The 19893-nt window shown below is 37.8% G+C and carries 22 protein-coding genes; 5 read left to right on the forward strand and 17 right to left on the reverse strand.

What is annotated here, in order from left to right; translation table 11 throughout:
* Nucleotides 1-60: 60 nt before the first annotated feature.
* The 5 genes from gpsB to H0184_RS06100 all read right to left on the reverse strand — a co-directional run bounded on the left by gpsB (nucleotide 61) and on the right by H0184_RS06100 (nucleotide 5546).
* Nucleotides 61-363 carry a cell division regulator GpsB gene (gpsB, locus tag H0184_RS06080; protein ID WP_221822602.1) on the reverse strand — a complete coding sequence of 101 codons (303 nt, stop codon included), beginning with the start codon at nucleotides 361-363 and terminating at the stop codon, nucleotides 61-63.
* Nucleotides 364-477: 114 nt separating this feature from the next.
* The gene (locus H0184_RS06085; protein ID WP_221823097.1) at nucleotides 478-1035 is read right to left on the reverse strand and encodes an SLOG family protein; all 558 of its coding nucleotides are present in this window, start codon (nucleotides 1033-1035) and stop codon (nucleotides 478-480) included.
* An 84-nt stretch (nucleotides 1036-1119) separates the two neighbouring features.
* Nucleotides 1120-1545 (reverse strand): CotD family spore coat protein, encoded by a 426-nt coding sequence (locus H0184_RS06090; RefSeq protein WP_221822603.1) that lies wholly within the window; start codon nucleotides 1543-1545, stop codon nucleotides 1120-1122.
* A 453-nt stretch (nucleotides 1546-1998) separates the two neighbouring features.
* Nucleotides 1999-3252 carry a ribonuclease H-like domain-containing protein gene (locus tag H0184_RS06095; protein WP_221822605.1) on the reverse strand — a complete coding sequence of 418 codons (1254 nt, stop codon included), beginning with the start codon at nucleotides 3250-3252 and terminating at the stop codon, nucleotides 1999-2001.
* Nucleotides 3243-5546, reverse strand: a complete 2304-nt coding sequence (locus H0184_RS06100) for a DEAD/DEAH box helicase (RefSeq protein ID WP_221822607.1) — start codon at nucleotides 5544-5546, stop codon at nucleotides 3243-3245. The genes H0184_RS06095 and H0184_RS06100 overlap by 10 nt, the downstream gene beginning before the upstream one ends.
* A 120-nt stretch (nucleotides 5547-5666) precedes the next feature.
* Between H0184_RS06100 and H0184_RS06105 the strand changes: the two genes are divergently transcribed.
* Nucleotides 5667-6365 carry a Crp/Fnr family transcriptional regulator gene (locus H0184_RS06105; RefSeq protein ID WP_221822608.1) on the forward strand — a complete coding sequence of 233 codons (699 nt, stop codon included), beginning with the start codon at nucleotides 5667-5669 and terminating at the stop codon, nucleotides 6363-6365.
* 42 nt (nucleotides 6366-6407) lie between these two features.
* On the opposite strand, the gene hcp is transcribed toward H0184_RS06105, so the two are convergent.
* Nucleotides 6408-7706 carry a hydroxylamine reductase gene (hcp, locus tag H0184_RS06110; RefSeq protein ID WP_221822609.1) on the reverse strand — a complete coding sequence of 433 codons (1299 nt, stop codon included), beginning with the start codon at nucleotides 7704-7706 and terminating at the stop codon, nucleotides 6408-6410.
* A 192-nt stretch (nucleotides 7707-7898) separates the two neighbouring features.
* Between hcp and H0184_RS06115 the strand changes: the two genes are divergently transcribed.
* On the forward strand, nucleotides 7899-8378 hold the full coding sequence (locus tag H0184_RS06115) for an Hsp20/alpha crystallin family protein (RefSeq protein ID WP_221822610.1): 480 nt from the start codon (nucleotides 7899-7901) through the stop codon (nucleotides 8376-8378).
* An 84-nt stretch (nucleotides 8379-8462) separates the two neighbouring features.
* Here H0184_RS06115 and H0184_RS06120 read toward each other — a convergent pair whose 3' ends face one another.
* Nucleotides 8463-9035, reverse strand: coding sequence for a YppG family protein (locus H0184_RS06120; protein WP_260631465.1), 573 nt, complete (start codon nucleotides 9033-9035; stop codon nucleotides 8463-8465).
* A gap of 186 nt (nucleotides 9036-9221) precedes the next feature.
* On the opposite strand from H0184_RS06120, the gene yppF reads away from it, so the two are divergent.
* Nucleotides 9222-9431 carry a YppF family protein gene (yppF, locus tag H0184_RS06125; RefSeq protein ID WP_221822611.1) on the forward strand — a complete coding sequence of 70 codons (210 nt, stop codon included), beginning with the start codon at nucleotides 9222-9224 and terminating at the stop codon, nucleotides 9429-9431.
* Nucleotides 9432-9489: 58 nt separating this feature from the next.
* On the opposite strand, the gene H0184_RS06130 is transcribed toward yppF, so the two are convergent.
* The 3 genes from H0184_RS06130 to H0184_RS06140 all read right to left on the reverse strand — a co-directional run bounded on the left by H0184_RS06130 (nucleotide 9490) and on the right by H0184_RS06140 (nucleotide 11696).
* On the reverse strand, nucleotides 9490-9846 hold the full coding sequence (locus H0184_RS06130; protein ID WP_221822612.1) for a YppE family protein: 357 nt from the start codon (nucleotides 9844-9846) through the stop codon (nucleotides 9490-9492).
* Nucleotides 9847-10124: 278 nt separating this feature from the next.
* Nucleotides 10125-10388: a hypothetical protein gene (locus tag H0184_RS06135; RefSeq protein WP_221822614.1), complete on the reverse strand. Its 264-nt coding sequence runs from the start codon at nucleotides 10386-10388 to the stop codon at nucleotides 10125-10127.
* A gap of 333 nt (nucleotides 10389-10721) precedes the next feature.
* The gene (locus H0184_RS06140; RefSeq protein WP_221822616.1) at nucleotides 10722-11696 is read right to left on the reverse strand and encodes a DUF2515 family protein; all 975 of its coding nucleotides are present in this window, start codon (nucleotides 11694-11696) and stop codon (nucleotides 10722-10724) included.
* Between the two features lie 185 nt (nucleotides 11697-11881).
* On the opposite strand from H0184_RS06140, the gene recU reads away from it, so the two are divergent.
* Nucleotides 11882-12493, forward strand: a complete 612-nt coding sequence (recU, locus tag H0184_RS06145; RefSeq protein WP_221822618.1) for a Holliday junction resolvase RecU — start codon at nucleotides 11882-11884, stop codon at nucleotides 12491-12493.
* Nucleotides 12494-12536: 43 nt separating this feature from the next.
* On the forward strand, nucleotides 12537-15125 hold the full coding sequence (locus tag H0184_RS06150; protein ID WP_221822620.1) for a penicillin-binding protein 1A: 2589 nt from the start codon (nucleotides 12537-12539) through the stop codon (nucleotides 15123-15125).
* A 19-nt stretch (nucleotides 15126-15144) separates the two neighbouring features.
* On the opposite strand, the gene H0184_RS06155 is transcribed toward H0184_RS06150, so the two are convergent.
* The 7 genes from H0184_RS06155 to H0184_RS06185 all read right to left on the reverse strand — a co-directional run bounded on the left by H0184_RS06155 (nucleotide 15145) and on the right by H0184_RS06185 (nucleotide 19876).
* Nucleotides 15145-15564 carry a YpoC family protein gene (locus H0184_RS06155; RefSeq protein ID WP_221822621.1) on the reverse strand — a complete coding sequence of 140 codons (420 nt, stop codon included), beginning with the start codon at nucleotides 15562-15564 and terminating at the stop codon, nucleotides 15145-15147.
* Nucleotides 15557-16219, reverse strand: coding sequence for an endonuclease III (gene nth / locus H0184_RS06160; protein WP_221822622.1), 663 nt, complete (start codon nucleotides 16217-16219; stop codon nucleotides 15557-15559). The genes H0184_RS06155 and nth overlap by 8 nt, the downstream gene beginning before the upstream one ends.
* A gap of 70 nt (nucleotides 16220-16289) precedes the next feature.
* The gene (locus tag H0184_RS06165) at nucleotides 16290-16994 is read right to left on the reverse strand and encodes a DnaD domain-containing protein (RefSeq protein ID WP_221822623.1); all 705 of its coding nucleotides are present in this window, start codon (nucleotides 16992-16994) and stop codon (nucleotides 16290-16292) included.
* Nucleotides 16995-17121: 127 nt separating this feature from the next.
* Nucleotides 17122-18315, reverse strand: a complete 1194-nt coding sequence (locus H0184_RS06170; protein ID WP_260631466.1) for a pyridoxal phosphate-dependent aminotransferase — start codon at nucleotides 18313-18315, stop codon at nucleotides 17122-17124.
* A 25-nt stretch (nucleotides 18316-18340) separates the two neighbouring features.
* Nucleotides 18341-18814, reverse strand: coding sequence for a cell wall elongation regulator TseB-like domain-containing protein (locus H0184_RS06175; protein WP_221822625.1), 474 nt, complete (start codon nucleotides 18812-18814; stop codon nucleotides 18341-18343).
* 14 nt (nucleotides 18815-18828) lie between these two features.
* Entirely contained in the window at nucleotides 18829-18999 is a 171-nt protein-coding gene (locus tag H0184_RS06180; RefSeq protein WP_221822627.1) for a YpmA family protein, read from the reverse strand.
* Between the two features lie 34 nt (nucleotides 19000-19033).
* The gene (locus H0184_RS06185; protein WP_221822629.1) at nucleotides 19034-19876 is read right to left on the reverse strand and encodes a ComEC/Rec2 family competence protein; all 843 of its coding nucleotides are present in this window, start codon (nucleotides 19874-19876) and stop codon (nucleotides 19034-19036) included.
* Nucleotides 19877-19893 lie beyond the last annotated feature (17 nt).

The raw sequence follows: 19893 nt of genomic DNA on the forward strand, positions 1-19893 counted from the left end.
TTATATGCATTTGTGTTTCAATAATCAATGGTACTAAACTGGAAATCAAGGTACTGTTTGTTAATCGTACAGCTTGTTACCGAAAACATGTTTTTCTAAGTTCGATAAACGTTTTAAGATATCAAAGTTCGTTGTCCCAGCAGGCTGTGTTACTGGCTGCCTTCTAGATGCTTCTTCCAGCTGCTTACGTAAACGAAGATTTTCTTGCTGCAGATCTTCTATTTCTTGATAAAACATTTCATAATCCTTAATAATTAAGTCCAAATACTTATCTACATCTTCCTGTTTATACCCTCGGACACCGGTCTTAAATTCTTTTTCTAATATATCCTTAGCGGTTAGTTTCACTTTATCGGTCACCATTCAATTCACCTCAAGTCATTCGCCAATCATTACCTATTATTTTTCCAAAAATAAGTGGTTTTGTCAATTCTTCTTTCACATTAATACATATAGCTTTCATTTTTTGCGCATCCTTTAAAAATCTGAACGTCTGAGCTCCTCTTCTTCTACGATTACCTGCAGATCATAAAATGTAATCAGCTTGACCGGATAAGAATGATTGTTTTGATAATGAATAGCCATTTCGTATATGTATCTCGGGCTTCCTTCTTTTTCTTGATCATATAACAAAAGAAGGGCGTCACTTTTCTCAATAAAAAATTGATTTTTCAAGCGGAACTGCCAAGGTTTTTCGTATCGTTTCTTTGTCACGGAATCAATGAAATCTGCTCGTGCCAATATTGATTTATACCACTCAGTATTGTTCTCACTCCAGGAAGCCTCTTGCTCTAAAAAGGGTGTTATAACAGCAAGCTTTACTTCAGGATAATCTAATTTCAGCTCAAAGATAACCTCTGCAGCCCATAATTCTGCACCCAGCTGTCCGCTAATCAGGACCCACTCAAGTCCATCCTCAATCATTTGAATGAGTTCTTTTTTTAGGGCAGATTTAATAAACGTAACAGAAGGATGATCGTTTTTGAAAATTCCTAATTCAAAGGGTTTGTAACCTGATACCGCTAATACTTTAATCAAATCTCTCCTCCTTATTCCGGCTTTTAAATTAAGATATCAAAGTTAATAAAAAAAACAAGGGCAAATGCCCTTGTTTTTTTATTATCCAAAGAAACGGCGAGGACGTGGGAATTGACCTGGAGCCATTCCAGGAGCCATGCCTGGTCCCATTCCTGGAGCCATACCCGGTCCCATCATTCCTGGTCCCATACCCGGTCCCATCATACCTGGCCCCATATTCGGCGGCATGTTGTTTCCAGGAGGTAATGCATTACTCTGAGCTCCTGCAACAGCCGTTGGCATAGGTGCCGGCATGCCACCTCCACAGCAGTTAATGTGTTGATGACAACAATCTTGTGCACAAGAAGCAGTTTGAGGACAATAGTGTTTATGCTGGAACATATGGTGATTAATAGTTGTTGTATGTGTTGGATGAATGTGCGGAACCACGGTTGTTGAGAAAGTATGGTTTACGATTTGTTTAGTCGGATGAATGACTGGCGGCGCAAAATTAGTTCCAAGATACAATTTAAGCTCTCCCTTCAAATATATATTCTGTTTACATTAACAGCCTATGATAGGAGAGTATTTCTTGTACTAATGAAAATACCTATTTTTCATATATCTATTTAAGATTAACTTCACTTAGACAAATATCTATTTCAAAACTATAGTGATAAACGTCTATAACTGAATAGCGCTTTTTACTTTTATAGCATTGAATATAAGTTATCTTTTAAGCTTGAAAAAAGTACTGCAGTCAAACAAACGACAACAAAAAATAAATACAAGATTGCTTTATACATAGTATCTACCCCATTATTGTTTTATAGTCGTTTTTTACTCACAGTTTACTATTTTACATGGTTCAACTATAAGAAACAATACGGGAAATTGAATTTAAATGTGAATTTTTTGTTACAAATACACTGGTTTTGACGAATTATATATTTTAATATAGTTTATTGCCGAATCGTGCGCTTACCTGGGAAATTTAGCGAATTTCCCCTCTAAACGTTTCAGCCTGTGTTCAAGCTGTTGCTGCGTTTTTGGGTCTGAAACCTTTGTGCTGCCTGCTATTTCCATGGCCATTAGACAATAATCCAAGGCAAGCTTGTAATCCTTTATCTTATGTTCATATATTTTTGCTGCTTCTATACACGCATCAGGACTAAGCTGATGATCTTGGGCATCTGCCACCTCTAGAAATAAAGGTAAACTAATTTCCCAGTTTTGCTCTTTTTTAGACTGATAGGCTAATGTAAGCTTTGCTTGTAAAGATGTATAATCACTGCCTTCCACAAGCTTCGTCAGCACCTTGACAGCCTCACCCTTCTCCCCAAGAGACGCATACCATCTTCCCACTTCAAAGTATTCTTTCCGTGTTTGATTGCTGTCCAGCCCGCAAAGTTGGAAAGTTAGATGAGTGTATAAGGTGACCAAGGATAATATGTCAATTTCATTGTGTTTTATGATTCCAAGCATTCCATCCGGCTGTTTACTTTCTATGAAATCAAAATAAATCATTGGTGCTAAATAACCCGGGATGTCATCTTCCCTTACGATTCCTAAGACATCCTTTTCAACCACCGCAAGCTTTAGACGATCCAATTTATGTTTCCAAAGTCTCCTGGCAGCATGAAACAAATCAAAGTGTCCAAAAGCTGGGAGCTTTGGGACATGCTCTCTTACAAGAGTATGCCTGGTTTTTACTTGTGGCCAATCGAAGGATTTGCCATTATACGTAACCAATGTCTTATAGTTTACTTGTTCAAGAAAGCTTTGATACAAGGGAACTTCAGCACCCGGGTGTGGAAGAATATGCTGTCTTAGAACAAGATTATCACCTGCGACACTTGCATAGCCAAGTAAAAAAATTGTATTCCCAACTCCACCGCCAAGTCCCGTCGTTTCTGTATCAAAAAAGAATAATTCTTCAGCAGTATGACCTTCTGCTGATAAGGGATGATTTATTGGCTGCTTATTCCAGATCTCTACAGCTCTTAGGAAATCATGAAAATAATAATGCCCGTGCTTTTGTGATAAAGGATATTTCACTTCACGAATGAGACAATAATCCTGATCCATATAATAGGGGGTTACATTTTCACCTTCCCATATAGAAAGGTAAGGTATTTCAACACGGGACGTTTCTGGAGAGTCTTTACTCGTTACTCCTTGTACTCCCCCAGAAATATGTGGTTTTAAACGATTCAATTTATTTTTCAATGACATTCTTTAACGACCTCGTTTAAGACAGAAGGATTAATAAAAGCTTCAATAATATTTAATGTATCATTTTTGGAGGTTTCACTCACTGTATCGGTTCCAATACAGGATGGACAGCCCGTCTGGCACTTGCAGCTCTTAATCATTTTCATCGTTTCTGCAAAAACCTCCGGCATTCCCATGTGAATTTTCTCGCTTAAACCGATACCACCGGGATAACGATCATAGAAGAATATCGTCGGTTTTTCATTATGATCAGCTTTTACCTGAGGAATGACATGTATATCTTGCGGGTCTGCCATTACAAATAAGGGAGCAATATGATTTAAAGCATGTGCTGTCCCAACAAGTCCCTGCTCTAATCGCTCTTGTCCCATTTCTGTGAACGATTTATTTAAGGAAATCCAAGCAGCGCTTGTATGCAGCTCTTCTTCCGGCAGGTGTATAGGGCCTGAACCTATATTTTCATGTGTTTCAAATTTAATTTTCTTAAAAATTGTGGCCATAGCTCGAACGCTGACATCACCATAACCGATTTCTGCATACTCTAAACGATTAACCTTGTCCTCTTCCAACACTTTTAGTTGGACCGCTAAATTAGCATCTGTAAAATAATCCACGTCAACCTCACGGACAAATGCCTTCTTTTCTTCCCAATCCAGCTTCTCCACTTGAAATTGGGTTCCCTGATGAAGATAAATCGCTTCATCATGCAGTAGTGTCATGGCAGAGAACCGATCCATTTCTCCGATTACCCTCGCATTAGCAACATCTGACTGATCAACGATGATAACATTCTCCTGTGAAGCAGAACGCAAACTAATGTTATGAGCAGGGAAAGAATCGTTCATCCAGTACCATTTATCACCATTCTGGTACAGAATTCGCTCCTCTGTGAGATATTCGAGCAACTCCTGTGTTCCGACGTTTCCGAACTTCTCATCCGCTTTAAAAGGCAGTTCGAAAGCAGCACACTTCATATGATCAATTAAAATAATTAAGTTATCAGGATTTATCCTAGCGGTTTCTGGGCTTTTATTAAAAAAGTACTCTGGGTTTTGAATGATATACTGATCTAGCGGGCTTGAACTTGCAACCATAATAACCAATGCTTCCCCGTGCCGCCTTCCAGCCCGCCCCGCTTGCTGCCATGCACTAGAAATGGTTCCTGGATATCCCGTCATGATACAAACCTGGAGCTGACCTATGTCCACTCCAAGCTCGAGTGCATTCGTACTGACTACTCCGTAAATATCTCCCGAGCGAAGTCCTTTTTCAATTCTTCTTCGTTCGGTTGGCAAATAGCCGCCGCGATAACCCATAATAGATTTCGGCCCTAATTGATTTTTCACCAGCTCCTGCAAATAGGTTAGTATGATTTCAACCCGAACCCTGCTCCTAGCAAAGACAATGGTTTGAATCTTATTCTTTAACAATTCACCAGCGATTTTCCGTACCTCAAGAGTTGCACTTCTTCTAATATTTAAAGGCTTATTAACAATTGGCGGATTATAGAAAAGAAAGTGTTTCGTTCCACTCGGTGCACCATTATTATCAACCAGAACCATTTTTTCGTCTGTTAACTTCTCAGCCAGCTCAAGCGGATTGGCAATGGTTGCAGAAGTACAGATAAAAACTGGATTACTTCCATAGTAACGACAAATTCGCTTTAACCTGCGAATAACGTTGGCAACATGGCTTCCAAATACACCTCGATAGGTATGAAGCTCATCAATTACAACAAATTTGAGATTTTCAAAGAGTGAAACCCACTTGGTATGATGCGGAAGGATTGCTGAATGAAGCATATCTGGATTCGTTATGACAACATGTCCTGCTTTGCGGACCTTTTGGCGGATATTAGCTGGTGTATCACCGTCATAGGTGTAACTATTAATATCCATTCCTGCTGCCTGGATGATCTCATTGATTTCACTCTTTTGATCCTGTGCCAGTGCCTTTGTGGGGAACATATAAAGAGCCCTAGTATTTGGGTTGGATAAAATACTTTGTAAAACCGGAAGATTATAACAAAGTGTTTTTCCTGATGCAGTAGGTGTAACTGCTACAATACTATTTCCATCCATAATGTTGTCATATGCTTTTTTTTGATGGGTGTATAATTTCTCTATGCCTTTACTCCCCAAGGATTCTCTCAAAGCTGGATGCAGGTTTTCTGGAAGAGACACAGTTTGGGCGTTCTTTGCTTCTATTGTCTTCCAAGTAACGATATTTTCTTTAAAATGATCATTTATTTTTAAATCAATTAGAATTTCTTGTAAGTTTTTTTTCAGTTTCATACAATCACCTCATTACATTCATTATAGCGAATAAACGTTCGGAGAAAAAGTCTGTTAATAATTAATTGGTTGTCTGTTACAATAGTATAAGATATTTTATTTCGTCTGTGGAGGTGGAGCATGAGAATTGAAGATATTAAAAAGGTTCTTTCTGAGTTCATGCTATTTAGGGAACTAGATGACTATGAGTTAACAAAAATTGCTAATATTTCTATTGCTCGAGAGTGGAAAAAGCAAAGTCATGTATTTCTTCAAGGTGATCCCTTAGAAAATGTTTATTTTATATATAATGGAAAAATTAAGGTATATAAAAGTGATATTCATGGAAAAGAACAAATTGTTGCCATTATGAAAAAGGGTGAAATGTTTCCACATGTGGGTTTCTTTAGAAAAGGCAGTTACCCTGCTTATGCCGAAGTTCTTGAACCCGCAACGCTTATTGCTGTTCCTATCTCAAAATTTGAAGGTGTTCTCATTGAGTATCCTGAACTAAGTATTAAGGTATTTAAAGTTCTCGGGGAAAAAATTGTTGATTTACAGAACCGATTAGAAGAACAAATACTTAATAATACATATGAGCAAATTATCAAATTACTCATTCGCCTTGGGCAAAAGCATGGAAAGGAATTAGAGGATGGGACAATCCTGCTTAAATCTGAATTTACCAACCGTGATTTGGCCAGTATGATTGGAACGACTCGTGAAACTATCAGCAGAACGCTGACAAAAATGAAAAAGGATGAATTAATTGAAGTTGATGACCATGGAAATATGATCCTGGATATAGATGTCCTGCTCTCAGAAATTAATCTAATATAAAAAAACAAACCGCAGCCATTTTGACGCTGCGGTTCTTTCTTTCTATACTTTTGAAAGCTGAAGCATGTCTGCCATGTCTCCCTGTGCAGTTCCAATTAACTTTAAATTAAAGGTTTCTTGAAGAACTTTTAATACTCCTTCAGAGATGAAATCAGGCGCTTTAGGCCCAATTCGAATATCTTGAATTCCTAGGCTGAAGAGACCTAATAGGATCGCAACTGCTTTTTGTTCAAACCAAGAAAGAACAATACTTACAGGCAGCTCATTAATTTCACAGTCAAATGCATCAGCAAGCGCCATTGCAATCTTAACTGTTGAACCTGAATTGTTACATTGCCCTAAGTCGAGATAACGAGGGATGTTTGTTCCAGGTACAACTCCATAATCCACATCATTAAAGCGGAACTTCCCACAAGAGGTCGTTAGAATAACTGCTTCCGGAGGCAGTGAAGTTGCAAGCTCACGATAATACAGTCCTCCGGGCCCAGGCGCGTCACAGCCTGCAATGACAAAGAACCGCTTAATTTTCCCAGCCTTTACAGCCTCAATCACTTCTGGAACAAGTCCAAGAACGGTTTCATGATGGAACCCTGTCAGCAAGGTTTCGTCAGAATGAATATCCGCTTTCGGAAGCTCAAGAGCTCTCTCGATTAATGGTGAGAAATCATCATTGACGATTTTTTGTACATTCTCGAGACCTGCTATTTCATAACTAAACATCCTATCAGCATATGTACCTTTAATAGGCATTACACAATTCGTCGTTGCCAAAATCGCACCTGGGAACATTTCAAAAAGACGTCGTTGGTCATACCATGCCTTTCCGATATTTCCTTTTAAATGAGCGTATTTCTTTAATGCCGGGTACCCATGTGCTGGGAGCATTTCGGAGTGTGTATAAATGTTAATGCCTTTTCCTTCCGTCTGCTTAAGTAATTCTTCAAGTGCAAATAAGTTATGACCCGAAACAACAATACATTTTCCTTCAATTTTGTTTTGGCTGACAAGAATTGGTTCAGGAATACCTAGACGCTTCGTATGGGCTTCATCAAGCACTTCCATTACCCGGACAGTCGCCTTCCCCACTTTCATTGCCATTTCGATATGTTCTTGAACATTAAAATTTGAATTAGTTAATGTCATATAAAGAGCTTCTTGGGTAGTGGTATCGACAAATGAATCTGTATACCCCAGCTGATTGGCATGTGTCCGGTAAGCTGCAATTCCTTTTAATCCGTAAATAATCGTATCCTGCAGGCTTGAAATCGTTTCATCTTTTCCACATACACCTACTGCGGTACAGCCGCCGACAGGTGTTTGTTCACATTGATTACAGAACATTTTGTTCCCTCACTTTCTCGTAAATTACTTACTTAGGATACAAATACTAGAAAATATTTCATGTGACATTTCTCACTAAAAATAGCGTTGTAATAAAAGGTTCATAATTTTGTCTCGAACTTATGACGCGCACATAGAATCGCCTATTGCATATGATATGGTGAGAAAATACGGAAAGTGAGGGAAAGTTTAATGTCTTCCATGCCTCCAAGTGAACAAAACAACAATAAGAAATTAAAACCTGAGCAGTTTCGTGATTTTTTTAGAACTATGAATGATTTTATTCATGAAAAGCCAGTAAAGGGATTTCTACAATCAATTGATGAATTTTTTAACAGTCCGTTTCCTAGTGGAGCTTTTCCTGTTGAGGTGAGGGAAACAGAGGAAGAATACATTATTACAGCAGAGCTTCCGGGGGTTAAAAAGGAACAGATACGTCTAAATATTTTACCTAATTATGTAAGTATTTCAGTTGAGAATAAAGAAATGGAAACAAAAGAAGATCTAAATAACCACTTTTTTCAAAAAAGGGTTTCACAACAAAAACTTTCACGGACCATTCCCTTGCCTGCAGCCATCAATGAGAAACTGGTTAAGGCTTCTTATCGAGACGGATTACTAACCATTCGAATTCCACAAGTAAGAGGAAAAACGATAAATATAGAGGACTAATAGACCAGATATATATAATCAACACATAAATTTTTCGACAAATACCCAATAAGAAAGACGGCTTTTGGCCGTCTTTTTATTGTTCTATGCTTTAAATATCCCGCCTAGACCTTTTACGAGCGATGATACTTGGGTTACTGCATTTACCACCTGCCCTGCTGTATTCACCATCTTATTAACGTCCACTGTACCATCTTGTGATTTAAAAGAATTCATAAGGGATTGAATACCCCCAGGCTGTTTCAGCATTCCATTTGGTTTAGGATATGGGTTCATAACAGGGTAACCATTCATCTGCGGATTATACTGACTTGATGCTATTTCCTCTTTAGGCTGGAGTGGATTTTGAAATAGAAATTGTGCATCCTTCGCAGGGTACTGTCCTGTAGGATAAGGCATTTGTTGAGGTATACTACCAGTTTGATAAGCTGCTCCATATGGTTGATAACTGGGTTGATATCCTGGTTGAAAGGGCTGTTGGTAGTATGAATTTGACTGATATGGGTACCATTCCATGCTTTGTACTGATTGGTTTTGGTATGGTTGATTACGTAACATACCTTGAAAATTTGATTGGTTATAGTTAGGTCTCCTGTAATTGATTTGCCCCGAGTATCCATGATATAGATAGTGATTTGATCTACTTTTACCAAACATGGGCAAACATCTCCTCCGCATTTTCAATACTACACACTATGTTAGATGGTGGTGATAGGTGCATATATTTAAATAGATTTCAATGTCAAATCACGGAGAATTTTGTCTAAAGTTTAAATATTTTAAAAACTAGGAATCCTTTTTTTTCATGTTACTATTAAAAAAATGATGAAGGAGGAATTACATATGGACATTCGCTCACTTAAAAGCAAATTTAATCAAAGTCGGGACTATAATACTGATGATGTTAACGCACTAATGGATTTTGCGAAGAAGGCCTATATTCACAACGAGATTGACATTAAAGAATACCGTCTTCTTGTACGTGAGCTCGAAGCACAAGGTGCTGTAATTCCAGACAACTATAAGGAAGACTCCCTCATCGAAAATTCATAAAAAAAGTAAATTAACAACCAGACAAGCCTTGAAAGAGATGCATTTTTGCATCTCTTTTTTATTTTTCCAGTTCTTTCAAAATTTCTAAAAGAAAATATTCAACCGTCCGATTAGCATTTAGAAATCTTGATTTGCTTGTTTTAGGAAAAAACGCCTGAATGGATAACTGTTCAATATGTTCTAAGGTGGTATCAATTTGTTTAGGATGTAAATGTTTTTGCGGGCTTTTTGCCAGCCAGTTCTTCATCAAAGCTGCCCATTCATTTGCAGCAGTGTTTACTTCATTGGCAAATGGCTTTATTACTTCATGAAAGTCATGGGTGGTCCCATTCTCTCGAGCTTCATTGTAGTATTCCATAAATAATGTGTTGTAGTTAAGCAATTTTTTTGTTAATTGGAGTATTTCTTCAGACATCGCCTTTATTTCCTTTCTACTTTCACAATGGCTGTGTTTAAATTGTCTGTTGGTTTCCACTCCAGGCACTTCGCTTTCCGCGGGCGGTCCGGGGAGCCTCCTCGGCGCCTAAGCGCCTGTGGGGTCTCCCCTGCCCCGTCCTCCCGCAGGAGTCTTCGTGCCTTCCGCTCCAACCAACAGAGTGTCAATATCAAAAATTCGCTTTAACACAGCCAGCAAAATAAAAAGCAGCTTTTTTTTAAAAGCTACTCAATTGTTTCTTTCTATTTTATCGGTAATTAAAAGCCCATTTCAAGTTTAAGTGCTCTGGATACGGAATTATTATGGCCGTGAGATGGTGGATTTATCCTATCTAATTCTTTTTCAAGCATGGTGAGTCTTTGGACAGGCGCAGATAATTTTTTTTGCTCTTCTGTATTCATTTGAATGCGAAGGTCTGAGAAAGATGCTTCTAGAACAATCTCCAATTCTTCTAATTGATCGTAGATCTCAGTCAGCATAGAAAGCAACTTTACCTTTTCCGGCAATGACGAATTCATCAAATTTAGAACCTCCCCGCGTTATTTACTTAGTACTATTCTCTTTATAATTAACGCTTCCTTCCCCGATGACAAAACTAGAAGGGTTTCGTCAAAGAAAGTGCCAATCTGGCATATCTTACCTTTCTGTTCGACATCACTTCATTTTCGCATGAAAAATGGAAAATCGAACAAGCTAAAATTGGAGGTGTTGATAATGTCCAAAAAGAAACAAAACAAAAAATCTGGCGCAGCACAAGTAGAAAATAAAGTTGGCTATGGTGATAAAAAACTAGAAGGACCAAATCGTCCTGCTGAGTAAGGCCGTAAACAAAGCAAGGCATTAGGCCTTGCTTTTTATATTTTCTTTATATGGGATGTCTTGTGTATGGCTAGCATTAATTCAAGCTGATTTGATTTTTCAAAGTACCAGTCTGTTAAGTGAATGGGATGACGATGTTTTGCTTGGAAATATAACCATCCAGGTGATATTACTCGATTCTTGCTCCAATCCTCATACTCATAATGAGTGTGATCAACAATGGGGAAAACTGCTCTTAATATCGGAGTAATCCGGCTGCTCTTTGTCTTAAAATATTGTTCATAATCATTACGTGACCCAGTGTGCGGAGTTTTTTCAGCAAACTCGAAAAAAAAAGGAAAAAGCCGAGGATGAGTCAAGATCCTTGCTAACCTCTTACCAAGATTAATACGTTTCGAAAGTGATTTAAAACCATTTACACTTGCACCGTATAATTCTCCCCCACAAGTAGGAAATAGGACACAGCTGAAATGAAGCCAATCTTGTACATTAAATATCCACGAGTTGAAAACTCTCTTTTTATAAACTGGGTGCCCAATAACGGGAGTATGAATTACATTCTGCTCATTTATAATTAACGCCGTGGTAAGGCGTTCCCGATTTCCTTCCTTCCAATACCGCTCCCACTCCTTTCTAATAAAATCAGAACATTTAAAGTATGGGAGAAGATGAAACATAGGCGCCTTTTTTTTCGTCGAATATTGATAGATCAGTAATTGAGGGTAAACGTCGTGGAAAATTAACCAATTGGCTCTTTCAAAAGTCAGAAATAAGTCTTTTCTTGTTTTTGGATCTAATATTTCTCTAAATACATGTCCCTCCAGATCACACATATTCCATCCCCCATTTCTTGATACCATGCTTGCAAGGAATGACCATATAATATCTGGGTTTTTTTTGAAATAAGCAAAGTAAGCATCCGTTCTTGAAATATTGTCAAGATTCTTTTTAGTTCTTTCGGCTTTAATTTGACTGATGATCTCAATCTCATGTATTGTAAGATGATTCATATTCAACAACTGCTTTCATCATTGGTAGTTTTAGAGAATGGATTATTTATGAAAAAAGAATCATGCATTTTTTTAAGAGTCAAGGTACATTATTTTTATTAGCGTGTGTTTAGTTAATTATTTTATACACCCCTATTGCGTTTAGATTTGGTATGATAAGTAATAGCTTGAGAGGTGCGCTTATCATGAATTTTAATTATCCAAACGGAAAAAGGTACATTCCAAACGTTAGTGAAACAAAATCTAAGCCCAGAAAACAAAGTAATCATTCCTTCAGTAATCGAGGAATGACTCTTGAAGATGATTTGAACGAAACCAATGAATATTACCGTGAGAGAAAAATTGCTGTTATTCACAAAAAGCCTACACCTGTACAAATTGTTCAGGTGGATTATCCAAAAAGAAGTGCAGCTGTTATCAAAGAAGCCTATTTTAAACAAGCTTCGACCACTGACTATAATGGGGTATATAAAGGAAAATATATCGATTTTGAGGCTAAGGAAACTGCAAATACAACGTCGTTTCCTCTGAAAAACTTTCATCAGCATCAAATCGATCATATGCAGGAAGTTGTTTCTCATGGTGGCATTTGTTTTGTAATTCTCAGGTTTTCAAAGGGTGAACAAGTATATTTACTAGAAGCAAAACACTTGTTATCTTTTTGGGAAAGAATGAATAATGGAGGGAGAAAATCAATTACAAAGGAAGAAATCGAGCAAATGGGAGTTTTCATTCCACTTGGATTTCAACCTAGAATTGACTATATTAAAATAATCGATACTCTTTTTCAATTATAGTATTTATGAAAATGGTTGATGTATGAAAGGAAGGAATTTTATCATGGCAGAAGAATTTCAATCAAGAGAGGAGCGCCGGAAAAAACTCCAACAATCCAAAGGTAAACAAAAAACGAAGAAAAAACCAAGCGGTATCATTAAAAAGATTTTCTTATCCCTTGTTGCTCTTGGCATAGTTGGAATTTTGGCTGGTGTTGGTACTTTTGCTTATTTAGTAAAGGATACACCTAAACTTGACCCGAAATTATTAAAGGACCCCATCTCTTCTAAGGTATTAGATAAAGATGGCGAGCTGATTGCAGAGGTTGGCTCCGAAAATCGTGAATATGTAAACTATAAGGATATTCCAAAACTCCTTGAGGATGCTGTTTTAGCTGTGGAGGATGTTCGATTTTATAAGCATCATGGTTTGGACCCTATTCGATTGGCTGGAGCAGTAGTGGCCAATTTCCGTGAAGGATTTGGTTCAGAAGGTGCTAGTACAATTACTCAGCAGGTAATTAAAAATTCATTTTTGACTCCTGAAAAAACCTTGAAGCGAAAGGTACAGGAAGCATGGATGGCCTATCAGCTGGAACAAAAATATACGAAACACCAAATTTTTGAAATGTATGTGAACAAAGTTTTTGTTTCTGAAAACAGTCATGGACTAGCTACGGCTGCAAAAATTTTTTATGGTAAGGAATTAAAAGATCTAACCCTTCCAGAAGCCGCACAGCTTGCTGGAATGCCGCAAAGTCCAAATAATTACAACCCATTTGACCATCCAGATTTAGCAGAAAAGAGACGTAATATTGTTTTAATGTTAATGGAACAGCATGGCTATATTACGAAAGAGGAATTGGAACAGGCTAAAAGTGTTCCAGTGACTGCCTCACTAGTAAAAGAAGAAGAACGAGCTAGAGACGAAAAACCTTATGATTCATTTGTTGACGCCGTTATTGATGAAGTGGAGGATCAAGGAGACTTTGATATTTTCTCTGATGGATTAACCATTCATACTACACTTGATAAAAACGCACAATTGTATGTGAATACCATTCTTAATACAGGTGATGTCATAAATTATCCGGACGCAGAATTCCAAGCAGGTGTTGCTCTTATTGATACCAAAACTGGTGAAATTCGTGCGATTGGCGGAGGACGAAACCAAGAAGTCAGCCGCGGCTTTAACTACGCGATAGATACACAGAGACAGCCTGGTTCAACTATAAAACCGGTACTAGATTACGCTCCTGCAATTGAATATCTAAATTGGGGGACGTATCAAACAATTGATGATAAACCAATAAAGTACTCAACTGGTCAAGAGTTCGGAAACTGGGATGACAAATATATGGGTCCAATCTCAATGCGTACTGCCTTACAGTATTCAAGAAATACCCCTGCAGTTCAAGCCCTTCAGCAGGTTGGTTTAGAAGAGGCTAAAGAATTTGCTATTAACTTGGGAATACCTTTAAAGGAAATATTTGAATCCTATGCTATTGGCGGCTTTGGAGGGAAAACTGTAGGAGTTTCTCCGCTTCAAATGGCAGGAGCCTACAGCGCTTTTGGAAATAACGGAATGTATACAAAGCCGTATTCTGTGAAAAAAATTGTCCTAAGAGATGGCACTGTCCTAGACACTGCCCCAGAGTCCAAAGTGGTTATGAAGGATTCTACCGCCTTCATGATTACTGATATGTTAAAGAGCGTTATGGTTTCTCCAGGAACAGGTACAACCGCAAAAGTTCCAGGACTTCCAATTGCAGGGAAAACAGGTACGACGAATTATACAGCAGAAGATATGAACAAATGGAATATTACGAGCAGCAGGGTAGTTCCTGACGCTTGGTTTGCTGGTTATACCACAAATTATACAGCAGCCGTTTGGACGGGATATTCAAGTATAAAAACGCCTATTCAACCAGGAGCAGATCAAAAAATAGCACAGCTAATCTTTAAGAATCTAATGGCATATGTGTCAAAAGATATCGAGACACCGGATTTCCCAGTACCGGATAGTGTCCAGAAGGTTAGAGTAGAAAAGGGCTCTAAGCCGCCTGCATTAGCAAGTGAATTTACGCCTGATAGTGAAGTAATTGTAGAGTATGCTGTAAAAGGTCATGCCCCAAAAACAGTCTCAGAAAAATATCACAAGATTGATGCTCCAAGGAATCCTAAAGCAGCCTATGATGCAGGAAAAAATGAGGTGACATTCACATGGGATTACAACAATCCAAAGAATGCTGGTGTCCAATTCGAAATTACCCTTTCTGATGGTGCAGCACCAACTACATCAACAATTACAGAAAGAGTCGTTTCACTTCAAAATCCTGTGCCTGGTACCAAGTATTCCATTAGTATTGTTGCAATTATTGATGGTAAACGAAGTGACCCTGCTACAGCTGCAGTCGATATACCTCTGCCACAACAAGACGAAGAGGATCAAGGTAATGGTAACGGTAACGGTAACGGCGATGGTGGTAACGGTAACGGTAATGGTAACGGTAATGGTAATGGTAATGGTAATGGTAATGGTAATGGTAATGGTAATGGTAATGGTAATGGTGACGGGGATGGTGATGGGGATGAGGTTGAACCTGGAACGACTGAACCCGGCAATGGCAACAGCAATGAAACAGAAAACTAATATTAACTACGAAAAGCGTCTAGCCCTTTGGGCCAAGACGCTTTTTTATGATATTCTTCTTTGCATAAAGTTTTTCTTGTTCTACCATCAGTTCGGAGAGCTGTCGATAAGAATGATAAAGATTTGGTCTTCTAATGATGAATCCTAACCTTTCATCAAGATTGACAGGTTTAATTTCTAAACGTTCTAGAGGCTCAAAATCTTTGAGATTAATCTCCTTTTCATTTCCCCAAAATAAAAATTGGATGAATAAACCAATCCCCTTTTTCATCCCTTGAGTTGTACTTTTTTGATCGCGATTCCGATATAGAATCTCTAATTCCTTTTTAATATGAACCCAATCCGCTAAAAGGCAAGAAATAGCTTCATCATTCACTTTTTCATCGGTATTCTCTAAGTCCAGTTCCTCTAAAAGTTGAATAAGGAGTTTGTTATCCACTTACTGTTTCCCTCCCCTTCATTCTTTTCTTACCCTCCCTGCAAAGCTCTAACAAAGGACAGCTGGGGCATTGTGGGTTTTGAGCTTTACAATGATATCTGCCAAAGAAAATCAATCTATGGTGGGTCACAGACCATTCATCCTCTGGTACCTTCTTCATCAGCGTTTTTTCAACTTCTAATACGGAATCCTTCCAGCGGCAGATTCCTAATCGCTTACTCACGCGCTCAACATGTGTATCGACAGCAATCGCAGGAATATTAAAAGCCACCGAAACTACTACATTGGCTGTTTTTCTGCCGACTCCAGGCAGTTTGGTTAATTCATCTCGGTCTCTTGGCACTTCTCCATCGTATTCATCCAATAATAAACGGCATAAACTTTGGATATTCTTAGCTTTATTTCTATATAGTCCAATGGAACGAATATCATTTTGAAGTTCCTCAACTGGTACACGTAAATAATCTTCTGGTGTTTTATATTTTTTAAATAGTTCTTTTGTTACCTTATTGACGAGAACATCCGTACATTGTGCAGATAATGCGACTGCAATCACGAGCTCAAAAGGATTTGAATGAATCAGCTCACAATGTGCATCAGGAAACATCTCGTCCATTTTATCTAGACAAAACCGGATCTGTGTATTGTTTAACAAAGTATTTCACCTGCCTGTTGGTTATAAAATGGAAACAAACGAGAGAAACTCTCCTCTCGTTTAGTAAGACTTATTGCTCAAGCCAATTGTAAAAGGGCACAGAATTGTTCGTAGAGGCCTGAGGATCTTGTACCGGTCGATTTTGCGTCTGTTTTTGACGAAACTTTCTCCCATGATTCTTAGCCTGTTCAATGGTCTTTATACCATTCTTTTTCCATTCAAACAGAATCCTGTCGATGTAACGAAAATTTAACTTTCCAGACATGACAGCTTCTCGCAAAGCTGCCTTAATGATGATTGGATCATGATGGTCATCATCCATCCACATAGCCAGTGATTCGCATTCAAACGGGGATAACGGACGGCCAAACTCCTTTTCGAAGCATGTATAAAGATCACTTTCATCCGCCTTTTTAGTGACTTCTTGGGTTTGTTTGTTTTTCATTAAAAACTGGTCTACAAGTTTTTCCCATAAAGTTCCTACGGAGTATTTTTCAAACCTGATTCCTTCTGAGGAGTATTCATCTATTATTTGGATAAAGCCTTTTTGGATTAATTTTCGCAGCATTTCATTGCATTCTGACACCGTAATTGTCATCCGGGATGAGAGTTCTTCTGGGGTTGGAAAATCATTTCCCTTTTCTATAAAAGTCATAATATTTAATAAAAGAACAAGTTCATATTCATTTAGATTCATATTTCGGTACTCAGAAAATAACAAAGCAGGAACTGTTATATTACCTTCCTGCAGCCATGATAATATATTTGTTTTCATTTTTCGCGACACCTCTTGCTTAGTATAACATGAACAACCTCTTACAGTAAGAGGATTGAAATATCCAGATATTATAAGAAAAGCAAAAAGCCTGCAATTGCAGACTTTTTATTGAAAATCCAATATTTTAATGTTGACGCTTTGACTCCACAAAATCCTTCACTCTATCCACTGCTTTTTCTAGAAGGTCAAGTGAGGTTGCATAGGATAGGCGGATATTATCTGGTGTACCAAACCCAGATCCAGGGATTACTGCTACTTTTGCTTCCACCAATAATGCTTCTACAAATGCATCCACATCTTGATAACCTGTTATTTCCGCAGCTTCCTTTACATTTGGATATAAGTAAAAAGCACCTTGAGGCTTAACGCATGTAAATCCAGGAATCGATACTAGTTTATCGTAAATCACTTCTAATCGATGTTCAAATGCCTTACGCATTTCCTCAACTGGTTCCTGGGGTCCATTATAGGCAGCAATGGCTGCATACTGAGCAGTTGTAGTTGGATTTGACGTGCTATGACTAGCAAGGTTTGTCATTGCTTCTATTAGTTCCTTATTTCCAGCAGCATAACCGATACGCCATCCTGTCATGGAGTGGGATTTCGAAACTCCATTGATCACAATAGTCTGCTCCTTTAACTCCGGAGAAAGCTGAGCAATCGATACATGCTTATGATCGCCGTAAATAAGCTTCTCATAAATCTCATCTGAGACGATTAAAATATTTCTTTCTAAGCATAATTTACCTAACTCAGCCAATTCTTCTGCTGTATAGATCATTCCTGTAGGATTACTTGGTGAATTGATAATAATTGCTTTCGTTTTATCTGTTATCACAGATCCTAATTGTTCAGGTGTAATTTTAAAATCCTGAGATTCTAACCCATCTACATAAACAGGTACACCACCAGCTAATTTAATTTGCTCAGGGTAGCTTACCCAGTAAGGAGTAGGGATTATAACTTCGTCACCTTCATTTAAGAGAACTTGAAAAAGAGTATATAATACATGTTTTGCTCCGTTCCCTACAATGATTTCATTTGGTTTATAGGAAAGACCTTGGTCTCTTTCTAATTTGTCAATGATTGCCGCCTTTAAAGCTGGTAAGCCAGCAGAAGGGGTATATTTCGTATGTCCTTCATTCATAGACCGTGCTGCTGCATCTAAAATATGTTGTGGAGTGTTATAATCAGGTTCTCCAGCTCCTAAGCCTATTACATCCTCCCCTTGATCCTTTAATTCTTTTGCCTTTGCTGTAATAGCTAATGTTGTTGACGGTGTAAGCGCCATTACTCTGTTTGCTAATTTCACTGCCATTTCTTCTCCTCCTGCTCCCATGAAGTTATAAGTTTTCGATTTTCTTTAGCCATTCACCTGTTTTAAAGTGTACATAATAATAATTTATTAAATTATTTTCAGAACGGTAATAAATTTCCCATAATGGGATATTATTTTCCATTCCTAATTTCACAGAAATAATCTTTTTTGGATTTTTTTCATCCATTAGTCTTTGGACAGCATCTTCTCTTGAAATGCCATTTTTCCGTTTCTCCCATATCACTTTCTTGTTTTTCTCAGGGATCCAAACGATGATATTTTCGCCTTTTTTATTCTTTCCCTCTAGAACATTGACGGTCTCTATTCCATGGTAGATATGAAAATCCTCTAGAACATCAAACTCGACCTTTTCCTTTGCCAAAGTAACTGCTTTTTCTTCTGCGGCCTTTAGCGGTTCTTGAGCATTAGCATAAACTTTAATAAAAACCCCTACACCAATTACTATAAATAATACGAGAAATAAAATAATTTTTTTCATTGCACTCCACTTCTTTATGTACGATAGATGGTAAAAACTGCCTTGCTTTGATCTTCTTGGTCGAGTGCCAGTCCGAACATCAAGTCCTTTTGTTTTAATGTTCGATTGAGGGCATCAACAATTTTGTATAGTTCTGGACTATGCTGAAGTTTAACAGTTGAGAGGACTTCTATTTTTGATTCCATACTATTCCTCCTTTATCTCTCTAAAGCAATAATATCAGCTATAGTCTTCCTTTTCTACTGGAAAGGTGAATACTTCATAGTTATTTTCAGTAAATTTAATTGTAATGGTACCATGCTTTTTTGTAAAAAAGACCTCTGACCATGTATCCTGCAAGTCATAGATAATATCAGGGTCAGGTGTATGTTCTTCTGATTCAAAGAGAATCGATATTTGTGGATTAACATACTGAATGAGCTTCTCCGATAAGGAATCTTCCTTAGCCCATTTAGGTACCTTAAAAATAGTAATGTCATCTAGGTTTTTCGTTAATAATTTCTCCTCCACTTGCTGACTAGAGGAAGTCATCAAAAAAAGACGATGCTTAAAAAATTGCAGCGTAAAATCAATCCCCTCATTTTTTTCCATTCCTGCAAAAAGAACCTCTGCAGATAAATCTGGAAACAGGACCTGAGTTGTCCCTTCTGTCCAAGGAATTACTTCAACTTTTGAAATACCAGATAATTTCTTTGCTATTTCAGGGGTTGAGATCAATTGTCTTACTTTATATTGTGAAATAATTTGTGAAAGTTCATCAACAAATAGATTTTGAGTATCTGTAATGATTATTGTTGAAATTTCTTTAACTCCATATGTGCCAAGCACTTCCCGCAATTCTTCACTTGTTTCATCTCCACCGGTATTAACCAAAATATTTTCTCCAGTGGAACCTTGAATAAGGGTCGCTTCACCATCACCTAAGCCTAAGAAAGTAACAGCAATCTCATGGTCTTTCAAGTTCAAATCGATATTTTCAACATTACCATAATTATAAGAAGAGGCACTTCCAATCGAATTCAATTGAAAAAAGATTGCTGCCACAAGAAATAACATTTTCATACACATACCTCCAATAC

It is taken from the genome of Neobacillus niacini, from assembly GCF_019749295.1.
Classification (GTDB): Bacteria; Bacillota; Bacilli; order Bacillales; family Cytobacillaceae; genus Neobacillus; species Neobacillus niacini_D.